Origin of the sequence: Bradyrhizobium sp. SZCCHNRI3052 (assembly GCF_032484895.1) — a bacterium.
Classification (GTDB): Bacteria; Pseudomonadota; Alphaproteobacteria; order Rhizobiales; family Xanthobacteraceae; genus Bradyrhizobium.
Map to the genome: position 1 here is coordinate 598,605 of NZ_JAUETW010000003.1, position 15,716 is coordinate 614,320.

Below are 15,716 nucleotides of genomic sequence, written 5' to 3' on the forward strand. Positions count from 1 at the left end.
AAAGGCGACGTCTGCAACTGTCGAAAGCTCGCGACTTACAGCATGTTAGTTCGCACAAGGATTGATCTGCACGCCCAACGAATGGTCTGGATCTGATGAGTTTCAGGTCAAGCCATCCACTCAGGAGACCTCGTAATGTTCCACAGCCCGCGCTGGAAACGTCTGACGCTCGCGACGAGCCTCGCCGTTTCCATGCTTTCGCTCTCGACGGCGCTGAGCACCCAGGCCATCGCAGCCGGCAAGAAGACGATCACGGCGGTGATGCATTCGGATCTGCGCGTCATCGATCCCGGATTCACGACGGCCTACATCACCCGCGACCATGGCTACATGGTTTATGACACGCTGCTGGCGACCGATTCGAATTTCAAGGTCCAGCCGCAGATGGCGGACTGGAAGGTCTCCGACGACAAGCTGACCTACACCTTCACCCTGCGCGACGGCCTGAAATGGCATGACGGCACGCCCGTGACCGCCGAGGACTGCGTCGCCTCGCTGAAGCGCTGGGGCCGCAATGACGGCATGGGCCAGAAGCTGATGGACTTCACGGCGAGCCTGGAGGCGCCGGATGCCAAGACCATCGTGCTCAAGTTGAAGGAGCCCTACGGACTCGTCCTGGAGTCGATCGCCAAGCCGTCCTCGCTGGTGCCGTTCATGATGCCGAAGCGTCTCGCCGAGACGCCGCAGGGCCAGCAGATTCCCGAGCAGATCGGCTCGGGCCCGTTCAAATTCGTCAAGGCGGAATTCCAGCCGGGCGTGAAGGCGGTGTACGAGAAGAACACCGACTACGTGCCGCGCAAGGAGCCGGCGAGCTGGACGTCCGGCGGCAAGGTGGTGAAGGTCGACCGCGTCGAGTGGATCACGATGCCTGACGCGCAGACCGCTGTGAACGCGCTGCAGTCCGGCGACATCGACTTCATGGAGAACCTTCCCTACGACATGCTGCCGGTGCTGGAGTCGAACTCCGAGCTCAAGATCGACGTGCTGAACAAGTTCGGCTACCAGACGCTCGGCCGCATGAACTTCCTCAACCCGCCGTTCGACAACGTGAAGGTGCGCCGCGCGGCCTTCCTCGCCCTGAACCAGAAGGACGTGCTCGACGCGCTGGTCGGCAACGAGAAGTACCAGAAGGTCTGCGGCGCCGTGTTCGTGTGCGGCACGCCGCTCGAGACCGACGTCGGTGCCGAGACGCTGATCAAGGGCAACGGCATGGCCGAGGCCAAGAAGGCGCTTGCCGAGTCCGGCTATGACGGCACGCCGATCGCGATCATGGCGCCGGGCGACGTCACCACCTTGAAGGCGCAGCCCGTGGTGGCGGCGCAGCTGTTGCGCGAGGCCGGCTTCAAGGTCGACCTGCAGGCCACCGACTGGCAGACGGTGGTGACGCGGCGCGCCAGCCAGAAGCCCGTGAAGGAGGGCGGCTGGAACATGTTCTTCACCAACTGGGTCGGCGCCGACGTCGCCAATCCCGTGGCGAACGTCTCGGTCGGCGGCCGCGGCACCAAGGGCGGCTGGTTCGGCTGGGCCGAGGATGCCGACATCGAGAAGCTGCGCGACGCCTATGCGCGGTCGTCCTCGCTCGACGAGCAGAAGAAGATCGCCACCGAAATCCAGAAGCAGAACTACGAGAAGGTGATCTACATCCCGCTCGGACAATATCTGCTGCCGAGTGGCTGGCGCAAATCGCTGACCGGCGTGCTCGACGGCCCGGCGACGCCGGTGTTCTGGAATGTCGACAAGAGCGAGTAGGCGGCGGACGCACTCGTGACGCAAACAAAGACGCGGCGAAGTGGAGACTTCGCCGCGTCTCTTTTTTGTTCCTGCATTCGCCCGTGCGTTAGCGCCCTTCAGCAGTGCGGATCGCGCACGGCTTCGAGACCCTCGACCATCAAGGGTGGGCTGATCTGATCCTGGGACGGGTTCTTATCGGTGCGGATCGGCATGGCCGGATGTCGGCTGTCCCGCGGCTTGGTGACTTCATTCGGCATCATCAGGCTCCTTGCTGCTGCGCATAACGGACGAGGCGCAGCCGAGTTCCAGATGGCGGGACGCCATCGTCGGCAGTCACGATGTGTGCAGCCGCGTGATGCGGTGACCCATGCGTCCGTGGCGATTGACCTCCGATGGAACTGCTGCAAGTCTCCCTCGCCGAGACTGTTTGCTGAGCGTTTGCAGACGCGACGCAGGACGCCTCGTCAGGCCTTGATCGGTATCGGGGCCCTCGGATGGAAGCCCACGTCAAGAGAGATCGCATGTCACATACTCCGCGCCGGACCGCATCCGCGCTCGTTTCATGGTTCGTCGCCTCGGTCATGGCCGTGTCGATGGCGGGCGTGACGACCCAGGCCCTCGCCGCCGGCAAGAAGACGATTACGGCGGTGATGCATTCGGATCTGCGCGTCATCGATCCCGTGTTCACGCCGGCCTACATCACGCGCGACCACGGCTACATGGTATACGACACCCTGCTCGGGACCGACGCCAAGTTTCAGATCCAGCCGCAGATGGCAGAGTGGACGGTCTCGGACGACAAGCTGACCTACACCTTCACCTTGCGCGACGGCCTGAAGTGGCACGACGGCGCGCCGGTCACCGCCGAAGATTGCGTCGCCTCGTTGAAGCGCTGGAGCCGCAACGACAGCATGGGCCAGAAGCTGATGGAGGCCACGGCCTCGCTCGAGGCCACCGATGCCAAGACCATCACCTTGAAGCTGAAGGAGCCGTACGGCCTGGTGCTGGAGTCGATCGGCAAGCCGTCCTCCTACGTACCGTTCATGATGCCGAAGCGTTTGGCCGAGACGCCCGCGAACCAGCAGATCTCGGAGCAGATCGGCTCCGGACCGTTCAAGTTCGTCAAGGCGGAATTCCAGCCGGGCGTGAAGGCGGTTTATGAGAAGAACACCGACTACGTGCCGCGCAAGGAGCCGCCGAGCTGGACGGCCGGCGGCAAGGTGGTGAAGGTTGACCGCGTCGAGTGGGTCTCGATGCCCGATGCGCAGACGGCCGTCAACGCGCTGCAGGCCGGCGACATCGACTTCATGGAATTCCCGCCGCTCGATCTCGAGCCGGTGCTATCAGCCAATCCCGATCTTTCGATGAACGTGCTGAACAAGTTCGGCTACCAGACCTTGGGACGCATGAACTTCCTGTTTCCGCCGTTCGACAATGTGAAGATCCGCCGTGCGGCGTTCCTGGCGCTGAACCAGAAGGATGTGCTCGACGCGCTCGTCGGTAACGCCAAGTACTACACGATCTGCGGCGCCGTGTTCGGCTGCGGCACGCCGCTCGAATCCGACATCGGCTCGGAGACGCTGGTGAAGGGCAACGGCATGGAGCAGGCCAAGAAGCTGCTGGCCGAGGCCGGCTATGACGGTACGCCCGTCGTGATCCTCGCGCCGGGCGATGCGATCACCCTGAAGGCGCAGCCGGTGGTCGCCGCGCAGCTGTTGCGCGAGGCCGGCTTCAAGGTCGATCTGCAGACGACGGACTGGCAGACTGTGGTGACGCGGCGTGCCAGCCAGAAGCCGCCCAAGGAGGGCGGCTGGAACATGTTCTTCACCAACTCGGTGATCGCCGACTCCGGCAATCCGATAGGCAGCACCTTCGTCGGCGCACGCGGCCAGAAGAGCCCGTTCGGCTGGCCCGACGATCCCAAGATGGAGGAGCTGCGCGACGCCTTCGCCAAGGCCACGAAGCCGGAGGACCAGAAGCGGATCGCCGCCCAGATTCAGCAGGAGGTCTACGACCAGGTGATCTACGTGCCGCTCGGCCAATGGTTCATGCCGAGCGCCTGGCGCAAATCGATCACCGGCGTCCTGGAAGGGCAGGCCGTGCCGGTGTTCTGGAACGTCGACAAGAGCGAGTGACGAGATGTCGGCCGCGGCCCGTAGCCGCAGCCCGGATGAGCGATAGCGACATCCGGGTTCAAACGCGCTGTGGAGGAGACCCGGATGTCGCTATCGCTCATCCGGGCTACACGACTGCCGACGGGGCCGGCTCTCTCGCCGTCATTCCGGGGCATCGCGCAGCGATGAGCCCGGAATCCATATCCACGCGCCGTCATGTGGCGAAGACAAGCGCCACGGCCATCTCACACCACACCCTGTCCTGTGGCTATGGATTCCGGGCTCGTGCTGCGCACGCCCCGGAATGACGCGAGGATGGAGTGACGTGACGTCGGCAGCAGCCTCGTAGCTATGAGGCCCTGATCTCGTCCAGCGCCGCCAACACCTCGCTGGAAGCGACCTCGACCCTGCCGATCTCGTTGAGCGCTTCATCGATGCGCCCTGAGCTGAACAGGCGCGCGGCTTCCTTGCCGTGGCGGTGCACCGCCTCGTGAGGGCGTTCGAGGTTGCGGAATGCCGGATCCCCGGCCAATTGCCGACCGCCTTCGCCATAGTACCATTTGCCGAGCCGGCACGTGTGATGATCGGAGAACTCGTCGGCCCGCAGTTGCAGCCGGCCGACCGACATGTCGACCAGCCGCTTTTTCCAGATCACGTGGTCGGCCTTGGCCAGTCTCACCACCTGGTTGTCGAGCGAGAGCTTGGCGATCTCGCCCAGCATCTTGCCGACCTTCGCGTCCGTCTTGCCCATGGTGTCCGCGAGCGACATCACCTCGTTGGCATTGGCGGTCGCGAGATCGGCGATGATGGTGATGCCCTGCGCGACCTCGTCGGTCGCGGCGGACTGCTCGGCGAGAATGCCGGAGATCTCGTCCATCTTGGTGCTGACCACCGCGGTCCGGGTGCCGGCCTGATCGATCGCCTGTGCCAGATCGTTCATCTCGGACATGCCGACCTCGACCGCCTTGGCGCCGCCGGCCATGGCCTCGACGATGCCGCTCATCTCGGCCTGCAGCCGCTCGATGCGACCCTTGATGTCCTCCGTCGCCTTGGTCGTCTGCTGCGACAGGTTCTTGACCTCCGCGGCGACCACCGCGAAGCCCCTGCCGAATTCGCCGGCGCGCGCCGCCTCGATGGTGGCATTGAGTGCCAGCAGGTTGGTCTGGTTGGCGATCGCGTCGATGGTGCCGACGATGGATCCGATCTCGGCGGAGGCGGCGCTGAGATCGGCGATCTTCGCCGAGGTGTCGCGCACGGAGCTGGCGATGCCGTTCATCGTCTGCAACGTCCGTTGTACCGCTGTCACGCTGTTCTCGACGGCCTGGCGCGTCGCGGCGGCCTCGGCAGCGGCTTCGGTCGACGTCGACCGGATGGTGTGCACGGAGGCCTGCATCTCCACCGATGCGGCAGCGAGACTCTGACAGCGTTCGGACTGATTGTTGGAGGCGCCGATCAGGCGCGCCGCGCTGATCGAGGCTTCGTTGCTGTTGATGCAGATGTCGACGACGGAATCGAGATCCTGGGACGCGCGGGCCGCGAGCGCGGTGCCGAGACGATGGATGGCCTCGATCAGTTGCGGCTTGAGCTGGGCGCGCAGCGCGGCAGCATCGACGCCTCCGATATCGCGATTGAGCTTGCCGTCCGCCCAGTCACCGAGGCACTGCGCCAGCGCGTCCTGGAAGGCGTCGTGTGCGGAGGTGTCGGACGCAAGCGGGGCGTCCGATGGTTCGTTCTTTCGGCGGAATCCCAGCATCGTGCCTCTCATTGATGGCGAGCCCCGGCCAGCCTGAGCGACGTCGCACAACCCGCCCGGACGCCGGCAACCGTTGGTTCCACCCTGGTTCGGTTATGGTTAATGGCGGGTTTCTCCCTGCAACCGGCGGTGGCGAGATCTGCAGGGATCGGGGCTCTCGCGTTCTCCGGCCTGCCGCCTTGACGTTTATGTAAGTAGTGGCTTACAGTAAGCCATGACTTACGGAACGACACTGAATGTGCTGGCGGACCCGACGCGGCGGGAGGTGTTCGAACGGCTGCGCGGTGGACCGCGGCCGGTCCATGCGATCGCGGCCGGGATGCCGGTGTCGCGGCCGGCGGTCTCGCAGCATCTGAAGGTGCTGAAGGATGCCGGGCTGGTCGAGGAGCGCAGCGAAGGCGTGCGCCGCATCTACGCGTTGCGCCGTGAGGGGTTGGCCGAGCTGCGCGACTGGCTCGACAGCTTCTGGGACGACGCGCTGCTCGCCTTCAAGATCGAGGCGGAGCGCACGCATCGGCAGACGAAAGGGGGGATCGATGAGTGAGGGGGCCGTGATCGCGCCGGTGCGGAAGCTCGTCCATGTCCGGGCGCCGATCGATCATGCGTTCGACGTGTTCACGCGCGGCCTGACGCGCTGGTGGCCGCATACGCATGGGGTCGGCCGCAAGCCGATCGAGAAGGTGATGCTGGAGCCGAAGCTCGGCGGCCGCTGGCTCGAGATCGCCGAGGACGGCACGGCGACCACGGTCGCGACCATCACGCTATGGGAGCCGCCGCATCGCTTCGTCATGCTGTGGCAGATCGATGCGCAGTGGAAGCCGGACGCGGCGATGCGCTCGGAGGTCGATGTGCAATTCGTTGCCGAGGGCCCGGACGTGACCCGCGTCGAGCTGCTGCACCACAAGTTCGAAACCATGGGCCGCGAGGCCGGCGCGTCGATGCGGCGGGATGTCGACGGCGGCTGGCCGGGGCTGCTGCAGCGCTTCGTAGCCGAGGCCGAGCGGCCGCCGGCGTCATCATGAGCAGTTCATCATCTGCGTGGGGGAGATCGTGATGTCCGAGTTCGTCGTCCATTCCGTGCCGGGGAGCCCGTTCGGGCGCAGCGTGCTGATCGCGCTGGAGGAGAAAGGCGCGCCGTATCGGCTCGCGGCGCTGGCGCCGGGCGACTCCAAGGGCGCGGCGCATCTGGCGCGTCATCCCTTCGGGCGCGTGCCGGTGCTCGCGCATGACGGCTTCGTGTTGTACGAGACCCAGGCGATCCTGCGCTATCTCGACCGCGTGCTGCCCGAGCCGGCCCTGACGCCCGCGGATATCAGGCAGGCCGCGCGCATGGACCAGGTGATGAACATCAGCGACTGGTACCTGTTCCAGGGCGTCTGCAACGTCATCATCTTCCAGCGCATCGTCGGCCCGCAATTCTTCGGCACGACCACCGACGAAGCCGCGATCGCGCGCGCGATGCCGCAGGCGAGAACCGTCATCGCGGAGTTGTCGCGGCTGCTCGGCGAGCAGCCGTTCATGGTCGGCGATCATCTGTCGCTGGCCGATCTGCAGGCCGCGCCGCAGGCGAGCTTCCTGTCGTTGACGCCGGAATGGGCGGAGCTGACCGCCGGCCATCCCAACCTTGTCGCCTGGATCGAACGGCTGGAGGCGCGGCCGAGCTTCAAGTCCACCACCATGGCGGAGCTGACGGCGCGAGCGCGAGCGGCGTAGGCACGTGGCGTCAATCATGCTTCGGGTGAGATCCAAAGCCCAAGCGAGCGATCGCGCCGCGACGGCCGCCGGGATGGATGCGCGACTTTCAGCCGTCTGATTAATCCAGGTTATATCGCTGCGGGCCGGTTCCATTTTAGCTGCGACGTAGGTCGAAGGGCCTCGGCATCCGCCGCACCCGATCGACCGCCACAGCGTCCCGATGACCGAATGACGAAGCCGGGTCGGCGGGACGGATTGGACACAAGCGCGCACCCCTTGATGCTGCGATCAGAACCCGATCTCCCCGGCTGCTGCGTCTCCTGCACCCACGTCGATTCCGGATTCTGTGCCGCGCTTTTCAAGGCCTGCCGGGCGCAGTCGGCGCTGCCGCGGCTCCATCAGCAGTTCTTCACCGTCCGGGCCGGCCAGCAGATCAAATGCCAGAGCGAGGCGCGCGACGATGTGCTCGTACTCTGCAGCGGCTGGGCATTCCGTTACATCCAGTTGTCGGATGGCGGCCGCCAGATCCTGCGCTTCCTACTGCCGGGCGACATCTTCTCGCCGGCGGCGATCTTCGCCAAAGGCATGAGCTTCTCGGCCAAGGCATTGACCCAGGTCCAGGTCAGCCGGCTCGATGGCGAGGAGGTCCGCAAGCAGTGCCGCGCCGACGAGCTGGTCATGATGGAGGTGTTCCGCTCTCTCGGCGACAACGGCCGGGCCTCCTACGAGCTCATCACCGTGCTCGGCCAGCGTCCGGCCGAGCGTCGGATCGCGCATCTGCTGCTCAGCCTGATGCGGCGCGTCGCGGTGGACGGTGTGGTCCAGCACCACCGCTATCCGTTTCCCTTGAAGCAGCAGCACATCGCCGACGCCGTCGGCCTGACCTCGGTCCATGTCAGCCGCGTGCTCGCGCTGTTTCGCGATCGCAAGATCCTGACGATCTCGGAGGGCAGGCTGGAGGTTACCGATCTCGCCGAGCTCGAGCGGCTGGCGGCGTTGAACTGAGCCGGGCAGGGCGGTCAAGGAAGGTGAGCATAGCTGGTGCGGACGGTGGGACTCGAACCCACACGACGTTGCCATCGAGGGATTTTAAGTCCCTTGCGTCTACCAATTCCGCCACGCCCGCCTGTTGATTGCGCTACCCTTTTTCCTCTGCCGCGGCAAGCGTTAGACGGGAACCGCCCAGTGTTAGACAAAACTCGTTCTGTTCTCGTTCACTTCGACACGAAGTAGCCAGCGGCAACTGCGAGCGCCTGGAGCCCGATAGAAATCCCCGTGACGATGGCGGCTCTCTGATTTAGGCGAGATCCTTCAGCAAAAGTCCCCAGCACGCTGATCTGCTTTCCTGCCTTTTTTGCCCAAGGATGGTTCATGCCAAGGTAGTACCCGGGGACGTCTTTGGGATCGCCTTCACACACCACTACGACAGAGGCGCGGTACCAAAGATATGCCGCTGCGCCACCGGCGAGCACAGATAGCCAAGTGAGGGTCGTTTGTGCAGTCTCCCAGGTGAGCATTTTCCCTGCAATCTCCATAATCTATGTTCCTCAGCCGCACTACCCCAGCATTGCGAGTGAGCGTGATCTTATATGCCAATGGTAGAGAGCCTTGCCTCTGAAGGAGCCGTCATGGACATAAATGGCCTCTGGACCGCTCAGTTCGCAGCTCTCAGCGAAGGTGTGGGGGTGATGACCATCCAGGATGGCAATTTGTCGGGTGGCGACAGCGGCTACTACTACTATGGATCATATCAACAGGACGGAAATCGCGTCACGGGTAAGATTCGCGTGGTGCACTATGCCGGAGCGCTCAGTAGCGCTTTCGGTCCGCTGAGAGAGCTCGAGGTGAGCTTCGTCGGGCTTGCCGATGATGATCTGATCATGGCGCAGGGCCGGGCGCTTGGTCGTGGGGTGCCTCCCGTCCCGCTGGCAATCAGTCTACGGCGCGTCGCGAGGCCCGGAGATTTCAAATGAAGCTTTTTATTAGCTGGTCAGGGCAGTCGAGCCAACAAATCGCCAACGAGCTCCGAAAATGGTCTCCGTTAATTCTGCCTGCGGTCAAGCCGTTTATCACTACAACTGACATCGAGAAGGGAGCTCAATGGCAGGGGGTGATTCGAGACGAACTTGAGAAATCCAGCTTCGGCTTGGTTGTTCTCACGCGAGAAAACCTGGATTCTCAATGGATTGCGTTCGAGGCTGGTGCCCTGTCCAAGCACCTGTCTGGCCGGGGGGCGACCGTCCTCTTCGACATCGGGCATTCTGACGTCAAAGCGCCGCTAAGAATCTTCCAGGGAACGGTCTTTGGCGAACAGGATTTCCGGAAGCTTATTGGTGATATAAACGAGGCGGTCGAGCCCGAGCAACGCCGTTCCGACGACGAGTTGGATCAGCTCTTTCCAATGCTTTGGCCGAGTATCGAAAAGCCAGTTTAGCTTCTGCTAGAACAATCCTCGATGGCACAACCCGCGGCGGCCGCTGATCGACCACCGGACTACGCCGAACTGGCGCAGGAGATGATGGCGCTGTTGCGTCAACAAAATCTGGTGCTGGCCTCGCCGGAGAAATTCTTTGCTCCTCTTGTCGATGAAATTACAGCAAGACTGACGTCACCCAGACGACGTGCCCCTCCGTCAGCTGATTACGAAACTATCCAAAGAGCTTTAGGAAGGTTACCCTCGGGCGAGATCGTGCGCACCTTGACCGAAGAAGAGCTAAGGGCGCGCGCCCGAGCGATCAGGGAGGAGCGCATGACCGTTGCACAGCGCCAGCGTGAACAGGAGGCTCTGATAGAGGAAGAGCTTCGGCTCGCGCGCATGAAAGCTGCTGAGATCTCGGAAGGCGGTGAGGCCGAAGGATCATAGCTTAAGCGCGGATCATTCTTCAGTTCCGTGTGAATACCCAGACGATTAATCCATATTCTTCAATCGCTTGAACGCCCGGACTACATTGTCCTCCCGGGAGACGTGCCGAGTATAGTGGGTTCCCATCCGCTGCGACTTGTCGCCCAGCAGGTCGGCGATCTCCGCGTCCGTCGCGCCATTGCGCTTCCACCAGGCCGCGTAGGAGACGCGGAGGCCGTGCAGGGTGGTGCCGGCGCCGATCAGGCCCTCGCGCTCCTTCTCGCGCAGCCAATGGCTCACGGTGCATGAGCTTCTCGGAGCTCCACGGCGGGCCGTCGCGGTGGCCTTCTGACGCCCGCGCCTCTTCCGAGACCTCTTCGTCACATCCGATCACCCCTCGACTGCCCTGGAAGACTTACACGCGCAGGTCGTTGTCGTGAAGTGCAATTCGGGTTTCGCGGGCGAGGTCGATGAGAGAAGCGCAGAACGTCAGCAGCGCAGCCATGAACAGCAGCGCCACGCCATATTCGTGGGCAACATCGAACAGGGCGCTGATGAAGGCAACGATGATGATGAGGGCGGTGAGGATCGCAGAAAGGATGGAGCAGAACAGCGACCTGTTCAGGAGCGAAGCCCGGTGCCGCAGCCGGGGAATATCCGTCTTGAGGTAAGCCTTTGAAGCATCATCATCGGTGATGCCGTGAAGGAACTGGGCCCGGTCGACCACACGGTTGATGCGGGAAATAAGAACCGAGATGAAGGACGCGACGGCTCCCAGCAGGAAAGCCGGGGCCGCCACGTTGCCGATGATCCGTGCCAGCTGGTCGATTGAAGGCGTTACCGGCACTAACTGGATTACACTGTCCATCTCCTCGCGCAGTCCTTGCAAGTTCTTCAGGTGTCGCGAACGCGCCGGATGGGCGGGATCTTGAACGTGCCATCCTTAAGGGCAGTCTTGGGCTGATAGACCCTGACGCTGAGATTGAAGGGCAGGCTCGGCGGACACGGAAGCCAATTCGTCTCCTTGTCGGCGCCTGGTGATTGCGCCTGGATGTAGATATCGAGCGAGCCGTCTGGATTGTATTTGATCGGCATCGCCGAAGTTATGCCGTAGCGGTTGATCGCGTTCCGAACATAGAAATTCTCGCGATAGGGCGAGACCGACCAGACCCCAGCTTCGGATGGGAATATCTCGTCCTTCTCCAGATGGAGAACATACTTCGCCGCGCCGTCCAGCACGTTGCCGTCGCCATCGACAAAGGCGGTTGGATAGACCGCATCGTCCGATGTCAGCGCCCCCAATCCAAACCAGGCGATGAATGCCCGCGTGGTGTAGTCGGTACCGAAGCGACCGATATTCAGCGCGCCCTGCCAGCCGTTGACGGTCGGCGCAGTGTAGGGGCCTGTTTCCAGCTTGTACCAGACCTCGGCCGGCGCCCGGTTGATCCCCCGCAGAACGGCCGGATCGAGCTTGGACGGTTCAAAGTCCTTGCCGACCTCGATCCCGATGCGCTTGAGCTTGTCGATAGTCTTGGCGTCGTCAGGGTAAGGCGGGTTGTCCTTCAACGCAGCGGCGAGGCGCTTGAAGAACATCTCGCCGGTCATGAGCCGCACCTGATCGTACGGCGTCGCCGTTGTATCGACACTGGTGTCGATCGGCACATCGGAGGGTGGCGTGTAGGACTTGCCCCAGGCGCTGAGCGGCGTCAGTTGCAATTCATCCTGCAGCTTGTTGATTGCAACGAACTCCTTGGGGCTGTCGCATGCGATCTGGACCAGAACGGATGCGTAGCGGGTCGTCGAACGGAACGTTTGCTTGATGCCATTGGGCGCAACACCGTTCCATTTGGGGCCGGCGATCAGGAAGTTTCCGGCGCCAGTTCCGGTCGTCCGACTGCCCGCCGAGGCGAAATCGTCGGTCCACATGTTGAGCGCCTGCATGATGATGTATCGCCCCTGAGTGTCGGGCTGAGAATAGACGAACGGCTCCTTGTCCAGGTCGATGAATGAAAACGCCCAGAGGGAGTTGACGCTGATGCGGACGCAGTCTTTGAAATCCGGATCGACATAAGTCCGCATCCTGCCGAACTGGTTGACAGGCGCTTTATACTGTTCGGACTTCGACGTGGCCGTCATCACCGCTCGGGTTGCGTCCATCATGACAAGCGGAAAGCCGTAGACATAGCATTCCAACGCAAGAACATACGCCAGTTCTTCCTCGACATCGCCCTTCAGGTCGCCGAGTGCGCGCAGCAGCGGGCCGGCCGCCTCGCTTCTTGTGGATGACAAGGCTGTGCCCAGCCCGGCACCGAGTGCGGTCGTGAGCAGGCAGCGGCGATCAAGCGAAATGCCTTCCTGTCCAGCAGATGAATTCATGAGCGATCTCCTTTTCATTAACGCGCCGCTCGACCCATATTTGACCTAAGCTCGAAACGTCCCGTCTTTCGGTCGCAAGCCGTGGAAGAGGGAGACCACCGCAGATGACGCCCGGAACATATCGGATTCTGAGAGTGGGGAGCTTTTGCTCCCCACTGCTTTGCTGGGAATGACCAGGCTAGTCGTTTGCTTTGGTCGCGGCCTTCTGCATGGCTTTGCGATCTTCCTCAGCCAACTGTTCCGGCTTGATGTTGTAGGTCAGTTTGTCGATCTTGCCGGTGAATCGGAATGGCAGCGTATAGCTATCATCGACCGCGGTGCGGGTATCGAGCCCAACGTCCATGGATTCATCGATCGCCATCATGAATGGAATCGTGTGTTCCATTTTTTGTTGCGACAGCACCCGGCCGTCAACCGAAAGGACACCGCTGCCGCCTTTGCCGAGTCCGGGTCCATCGTATTTGAAGTCGAAGACGATCTTGTGCTTACCCGGACTGAGCGCCTGGCCCAGCCAGTCATCGGCTCCAACGCCGCCCTCCCAGCTGTAACGTTTGAGATTGAGAAGATTGTAGACGAAGACCGGTTTACCCTTGAGCAGGTAAAGGCCGTAGCCACCGAACCTCCCGCCCATTGTAGCGATCATCCCTTCGGCACCGCCACTGGGCACGGTGATCTCGGCTGTGATCGTGTAGTCCCTGTTCAGGAGGCTGGGAGCATTGGCAATCGGAATGTCAGCGTTCTCACCGACATAGGTGAACTCCGTTCGCCCCGCCGTCCCACTCGGCCGCGGCGTGAGAAGTCGCGGGAGCACCGAGTTATCCAGCGGAAACACCTGGTACCTGCTCGCCTCCGCCGCAAACACCGCCTGCAGTTCCTTGAGCTTCTCGGGATTCTTCGCCGCAAGGTCGTCCGCCTGCGAGAAGTCCTCGGCAAGGTTGTAGAGCTCCCACTTGTACTGCTCGACCGGCGGCAGCGCCTTCGTGCCGACAAGCCACGGCGGCTCGGGTGGTGTGGTCGCGGCGTACCAGCCTTCGTGGTAAATGCCGCGGTTGGCGAACATCTCGAAGTACTGGGTCGTGCGCTTCGACGGTGCGTTGGCATTTGCCTTGTCGAACGTGTACGCCATGCTAACGCCTTCAATGGGCTTCTGCTTGATGCCGTCGACCATGTCGGGCGCCTTGATGCCGGCCGCCTCAAGGATTGTGGGCACGATGTCGATCACGTGATGAAACTGGGGGCGAATGCCTCCGACATCGTTGATGTGGCCGGGCCACGAGATAGCCATACCCTGCCGCGTCCCACCGAAATGCGACGCGATCTGCTTGGTCCACTTGAATGGCGTGTCGAACGCCCACGCCCACGGCACGGCCATGTGCGGATAGGTCTGGTCCGAACCCCAGGATTCGTAATATCGAAGATACTCGACCTCCGGCAAATCGAGCACGCCATTGGCGACCGTCAGCCAGTTTGGCGTACCCATCATCGAGCCTTCCGAACTCGTGCCGTTGTCGCCGTTGATGTAGATGATCAACGTGTTGTCGAGCTTGCCCATGTCTTCGACCGCCTGGATCACCCGGCCGATCTCATCGTCGACATAGGCGGTATAGGCCGCGAACACGTCGGCCTCGCGAATGACGATCTTTTTCTTCACCTCCGAGAGCGAATCCCACTTCGGCAAGACGTCCGGCCACGGCGTGAGCTGCGTGTTTGCGGGAATCACGCCCAATCGCTTCTGGTTGGCGAAGATCTGGTCTCGCAACTTCTCCCAGCCCTGGTCGAACAGGTGCATCTTGCTGATCTTGTCGATCCATTCCTTGGTTGGCTGGTGCGGGTCATGGGTTGCGCCAGGTACGTAGTAGACGAAGAACGGTTTCTCGGGCGCCGCGGCGTCAAGTTCCTTCATGTAACGGATCGCGTCGTCCGCCATGTCGGTGATCAGGTTGTAGCCCTTCTTCCCGACCCACGGGTAAACGGGGGTGTGGTCGCGGAACAGGTACGGCGTCCACTGGTCGGTCTCGCCACCCATGAAGCCGTAGAAGTACTGGAAGCCCATCCCGCTCGGCCATTGGTCGAACGGACCGGCCGCGCTGTATTGGAAGGACGGCGTGTTGTGGTTCTTGCCGAACCACGATGTGGCATATCCGTTGTCGCTCAGAATCCGGCCGATAGTCGCGTTCTCCGGACCGATGACCGAGTCATAGCCCGGATATCCAGTCGCCAGTTCGCTGATCTGGCCGAAGCCGACCGAGTGATGGTTGCGACCGGTGATCAGAGCCGCTCGCGTCGGCGAGCAGAGCGCCGTCGAGTGGAATTGGGTGTAGCGCAGGCCATTCTTGGCGATGCGATCGAGCGTTGGCGTTGGGATCACCCCGCCGAATGTGCTCGGCACGCCATAACCGGAATCGTCGGTCATGATCAGCAGAACGTTCGGCGCACCTTTACGCGGCACGACCGTCGGAGGCCACCACGGCTTCGAGGTCTTCGCATCCTCCGTGATCGTGCCGCCGAATTTCGGCGGTGGCGGTGGAAGCTGGTCGCCCGGAATGGTGATGGTCGCGGCCGGGGAGCCGAGCGGCGGCGTAGTCGGTTGCGCTTGCTGTGCAAACGCGGGGGCGGATATCGCCGACGTCAAAAACAATATGGAAGCAATCGCACGAAAATTCATCGCAGGCCCTCCCCAAGAGGTGCGCGCAACCGCGCAGATACTTGTGATCCTCTAGGACGGCGCAAGGAGCGACGTTGACGCAGATCAACCCACGCGCGAAGGCGCCTAGGGCAGATGCGATCGCCTGGCTGTGCTAACCAGCGGGGCACGCTCATCTATTGTATTATTGTATGGACCTGCCGATGTCTCACGCCGGTCAGGCATCTGCAAAGAACCATCAAATATCGAAGAAATACTGAAGAGCAGGACACGCGCACACGCTCGGCATCGTGCTGCACCGAACAAGTCGAATAACGGACCTTGAGCGAAATCAATGGGGAACATTTTCTGAGTCTCAAACCGTCAAGGGCAAGCTTTCCTGGTCTTCCTGGATCGACAGCGATACGCTATGCTCGCCTACAAGCTCAATCATCCCGTCGTCGGCGCCGCGCTCGCGATCACCTTGGTTGCAGCAGTTTCGTTGGTTTCTTGGCAGAAGCTTTCTGCGAAGCATCGGCTTGCGATCAAGAGCGATCGTCTCGAGTAGGGCAATCGTCTTGA

At 62.3% G+C, this 15,716-nt stretch carries 17 protein-coding genes and 1 tRNA gene; 10 read left to right on the top strand and 8 right to left on the bottom strand.

The window, feature by feature from the left end:
* The first annotated feature begins 135 nt into the window (after window positions 1-135).
* The gene (locus QW887_RS13145; protein WP_315749432.1) at window positions 136-1,749 is read left to right on the top strand and encodes an ABC transporter substrate-binding protein; all 1,614 of its coding nucleotides are present in this window, start codon (window positions 136-138) and stop codon (window positions 1,747-1,749) included.
* A 98-nt stretch (window positions 1,750-1,847) separates the two neighbouring features.
* Here QW887_RS13145 and QW887_RS13150 read toward each other — a convergent pair whose 3' ends face one another.
* Window positions 1,848-1,988: a hypothetical protein gene (locus tag QW887_RS13150; RefSeq protein ID WP_315714707.1), complete on the bottom strand. Its 141-nt coding sequence runs from the start codon at window positions 1,986-1,988 to the stop codon at window positions 1,848-1,850.
* Between the two features lie 264 nt (window positions 1,989-2,252).
* On the opposite strand from QW887_RS13150, the gene QW887_RS13155 reads away from it, so the two are divergent.
* Window positions 2,253-3,866 (top strand): ABC transporter substrate-binding protein, encoded by a 1,614-nt coding sequence (locus QW887_RS13155; RefSeq protein WP_316194601.1) that lies wholly within the window; start codon window positions 2,253-2,255, stop codon window positions 3,864-3,866.
* A gap of 328 nt (window positions 3,867-4,194) precedes the next feature.
* Here the strand turns inward: QW887_RS13155 and QW887_RS13160 are convergent, their stop codons facing one another.
* Window positions 4,195-5,598: a methyl-accepting chemotaxis protein gene (locus tag QW887_RS13160; RefSeq protein ID WP_316194602.1), complete on the bottom strand. Its 1,404-nt coding sequence runs from the start codon at window positions 5,596-5,598 to the stop codon at window positions 4,195-4,197.
* Between the two features lie 214 nt (window positions 5,599-5,812).
* Between QW887_RS13160 and QW887_RS13165 the strand changes: the two genes are divergently transcribed.
* The 4 genes from QW887_RS13165 (at window position 5,813) to QW887_RS13180 (ending at window position 8,298) form a co-directional block, all read left to right on the top strand.
* Complete coding sequence (locus QW887_RS13165) at window positions 5,813-6,142, top strand: metalloregulator ArsR/SmtB family transcription factor (RefSeq protein WP_315714704.1); 330 nt, start codon at window positions 5,813-5,815, stop codon at window positions 6,140-6,142.
* Window positions 6,135-6,620 (top strand): SRPBCC family protein, encoded by a 486-nt coding sequence (locus QW887_RS13170; RefSeq protein ID WP_315826239.1) that lies wholly within the window; start codon window positions 6,135-6,137, stop codon window positions 6,618-6,620. Before QW887_RS13165 ends, QW887_RS13170 begins: the two co-directional genes overlap by 8 nt.
* A 31-nt stretch (window positions 6,621-6,651) precedes the next feature.
* Window positions 6,652-7,311: a glutathione S-transferase family protein gene (locus tag QW887_RS13175; RefSeq protein WP_316172943.1), complete on the top strand. Its 660-nt coding sequence runs from the start codon at window positions 6,652-6,654 to the stop codon at window positions 7,309-7,311.
* Window positions 7,312-7,572: 261 nt separating this feature from the next.
* A complete protein-coding gene (locus QW887_RS13180; RefSeq protein WP_316164479.1) occupies window positions 7,573-8,298 on the top strand; it encodes a Crp/Fnr family transcriptional regulator in 726 nt (241 codons plus the stop codon).
* Window positions 8,299-8,332: 34 nt separating this feature from the next.
* Here QW887_RS13180 and QW887_RS13185 read toward each other — a convergent pair.
* Together QW887_RS13185 and QW887_RS13190 are read right to left on the bottom strand one after the other, a co-directional pair.
* Window positions 8,333-8,419: transfer RNA gene (locus QW887_RS13185), tRNA-Leu, on the bottom strand.
* Window positions 8,420-8,507: 88 nt separating this feature from the next.
* The gene (locus tag QW887_RS13190) at window positions 8,508-8,828 is read right to left on the bottom strand and encodes a hypothetical protein (protein ID WP_316194603.1); all 321 of its coding nucleotides are present in this window, start codon (window positions 8,826-8,828) and stop codon (window positions 8,508-8,510) included.
* 93 nt (window positions 8,829-8,921) lie between these two features.
* Here QW887_RS13190 and QW887_RS13195 point away from each other — a divergent pair, with 93 nt between their 5' ends.
* The 3 genes from QW887_RS13195 to QW887_RS13205 are packed head-to-tail and all read left to right on the top strand — an operon-like array spanning window position 8,922 to window position 10,156.
* Window positions 8,922-9,266: a GrlR family regulatory protein gene (locus QW887_RS13195; RefSeq protein ID WP_315826235.1), complete on the top strand. Its 345-nt coding sequence runs from the start codon at window positions 8,922-8,924 to the stop codon at window positions 9,264-9,266.
* Window positions 9,263-9,727 (top strand): toll/interleukin-1 receptor domain-containing protein, encoded by a 465-nt coding sequence (locus tag QW887_RS13200; RefSeq protein ID WP_316164480.1) that lies wholly within the window; start codon window positions 9,263-9,265, stop codon window positions 9,725-9,727. The genes QW887_RS13195 and QW887_RS13200 overlap by 4 nt, the downstream gene beginning before the upstream one ends.
* Window positions 9,728-9,748: 21 nt before the next feature.
* Window positions 9,749-10,156: a hypothetical protein gene (locus tag QW887_RS13205; RefSeq protein ID WP_315826233.1), complete on the top strand. Its 408-nt coding sequence runs from the start codon at window positions 9,749-9,751 to the stop codon at window positions 10,154-10,156.
* A gap of 45 nt (window positions 10,157-10,201) precedes the next feature.
* On the opposite strand, the gene QW887_RS13210 is transcribed toward QW887_RS13205, so the two are convergent.
* The 4 genes from QW887_RS13210 to QW887_RS13225 form a co-directional block, all read right to left on the bottom strand.
* Window positions 10,202-10,435, bottom strand: a complete 234-nt coding sequence (locus QW887_RS13210) for a hypothetical protein (RefSeq protein ID WP_316194604.1) — start codon at window positions 10,433-10,435, stop codon at window positions 10,202-10,204.
* A 115-nt stretch (window positions 10,436-10,550) separates the two neighbouring features.
* Entirely contained in the window at window positions 10,551-11,003 is a 453-nt protein-coding gene (locus tag QW887_RS13215) for a DUF2721 domain-containing protein (RefSeq protein WP_315826231.1), read from the bottom strand.
* Between the two features lie 26 nt (window positions 11,004-11,029).
* Window positions 11,030-12,511, bottom strand: coding sequence for a DUF1254 domain-containing protein (locus QW887_RS13220; protein WP_315826230.1), 1,482 nt, complete (start codon window positions 12,509-12,511; stop codon window positions 11,030-11,032).
* 178 nt (window positions 12,512-12,689) lie between these two features.
* The gene (locus QW887_RS13225; RefSeq protein ID WP_316194605.1) at window positions 12,690-15,176 is read right to left on the bottom strand and encodes an arylsulfatase; all 2,487 of its coding nucleotides are present in this window, start codon (window positions 15,174-15,176) and stop codon (window positions 12,690-12,692) included.
* A 388-nt stretch (window positions 15,177-15,564) separates the two neighbouring features.
* Here QW887_RS13225 and QW887_RS13230 point away from each other — a divergent pair, with 388 nt between their 5' ends.
* Window positions 15,565-15,702, top strand: a complete 138-nt coding sequence (locus QW887_RS13230) for a hypothetical protein (RefSeq protein WP_315826228.1) — start codon at window positions 15,565-15,567, stop codon at window positions 15,700-15,702.
* The last annotated feature ends 14 nt before the right edge of the window (window positions 15,703-15,716 follow it).

Coding starts and splice junctions, on each gene's coding strand:
- QW887_RS13145 (WP_315749432.1), top strand. CDS start 136: ATGTTCCACAGCCCGCGCTGGAAACGTCTGACGCTCGCGACGAGCCTC.
- QW887_RS13150 (WP_315714707.1), bottom strand. CDS start 1,988: ATGCCGAATGAAGTCACCAAGCCGCGGGACAGCCGACATCCGGCCATG.
- QW887_RS13155 (WP_316194601.1), top strand. CDS start 2,253: ATGTCACATACTCCGCGCCGGACCGCATCCGCGCTCGTTTCATGGTTC.
- QW887_RS13160 (WP_316194602.1), bottom strand. CDS start 5,598: ATGCTGGGATTCCGCCGAAAGAACGAACCATCGGACGCCCCGCTTGCG.
- QW887_RS13165 (WP_315714704.1), top strand. CDS start 5,813: ATGACTTACGGAACGACACTGAATGTGCTGGCGGACCCGACGCGGCGG.
- QW887_RS13170 (WP_315826239.1), top strand. CDS start 6,135: ATGAGTGAGGGGGCCGTGATCGCGCCGGTGCGGAAGCTCGTCCATGTC.
- QW887_RS13175 (WP_316172943.1), top strand. CDS start 6,652: ATGTCCGAGTTCGTCGTCCATTCCGTGCCGGGGAGCCCGTTCGGGCGC.
- QW887_RS13180 (WP_316164479.1), top strand. CDS start 7,573: ATGCTGCGATCAGAACCCGATCTCCCCGGCTGCTGCGTCTCCTGCACC.
- QW887_RS13190 (WP_316194603.1), bottom strand. CDS start 8,828: ATGGAGATTGCAGGGAAAATGCTCACCTGGGAGACTGCACAAACGACC.
- QW887_RS13195 (WP_315826235.1), top strand. CDS start 8,922: ATGGACATAAATGGCCTCTGGACCGCTCAGTTCGCAGCTCTCAGCGAA.
- QW887_RS13200 (WP_316164480.1), top strand. CDS start 9,263: ATGAAGCTTTTTATTAGCTGGTCAGGGCAGTCGAGCCAACAAATCGCC.
- QW887_RS13205 (WP_315826233.1), top strand. CDS start 9,749: ATGGCACAACCCGCGGCGGCCGCTGATCGACCACCGGACTACGCCGAA.
- QW887_RS13215 (WP_315826231.1), bottom strand. CDS start 11,003: ATGGACAGTGTAATCCAGTTAGTGCCGGTAACGCCTTCAATCGACCAG.
- QW887_RS13220 (WP_315826230.1), bottom strand. CDS start 12,511: ATGAATTCATCTGCTGGACAGGAAGGCATTTCGCTTGATCGCCGCTGC.
- QW887_RS13225 (WP_316194605.1), bottom strand. CDS start 15,176: ATGAATTTTCGTGCGATTGCTTCCATATTGTTTTTGACGTCGGCGATA.
- QW887_RS13230 (WP_315826228.1), top strand. CDS start 15,565: ATGCTCGCCTACAAGCTCAATCATCCCGTCGTCGGCGCCGCGCTCGCG.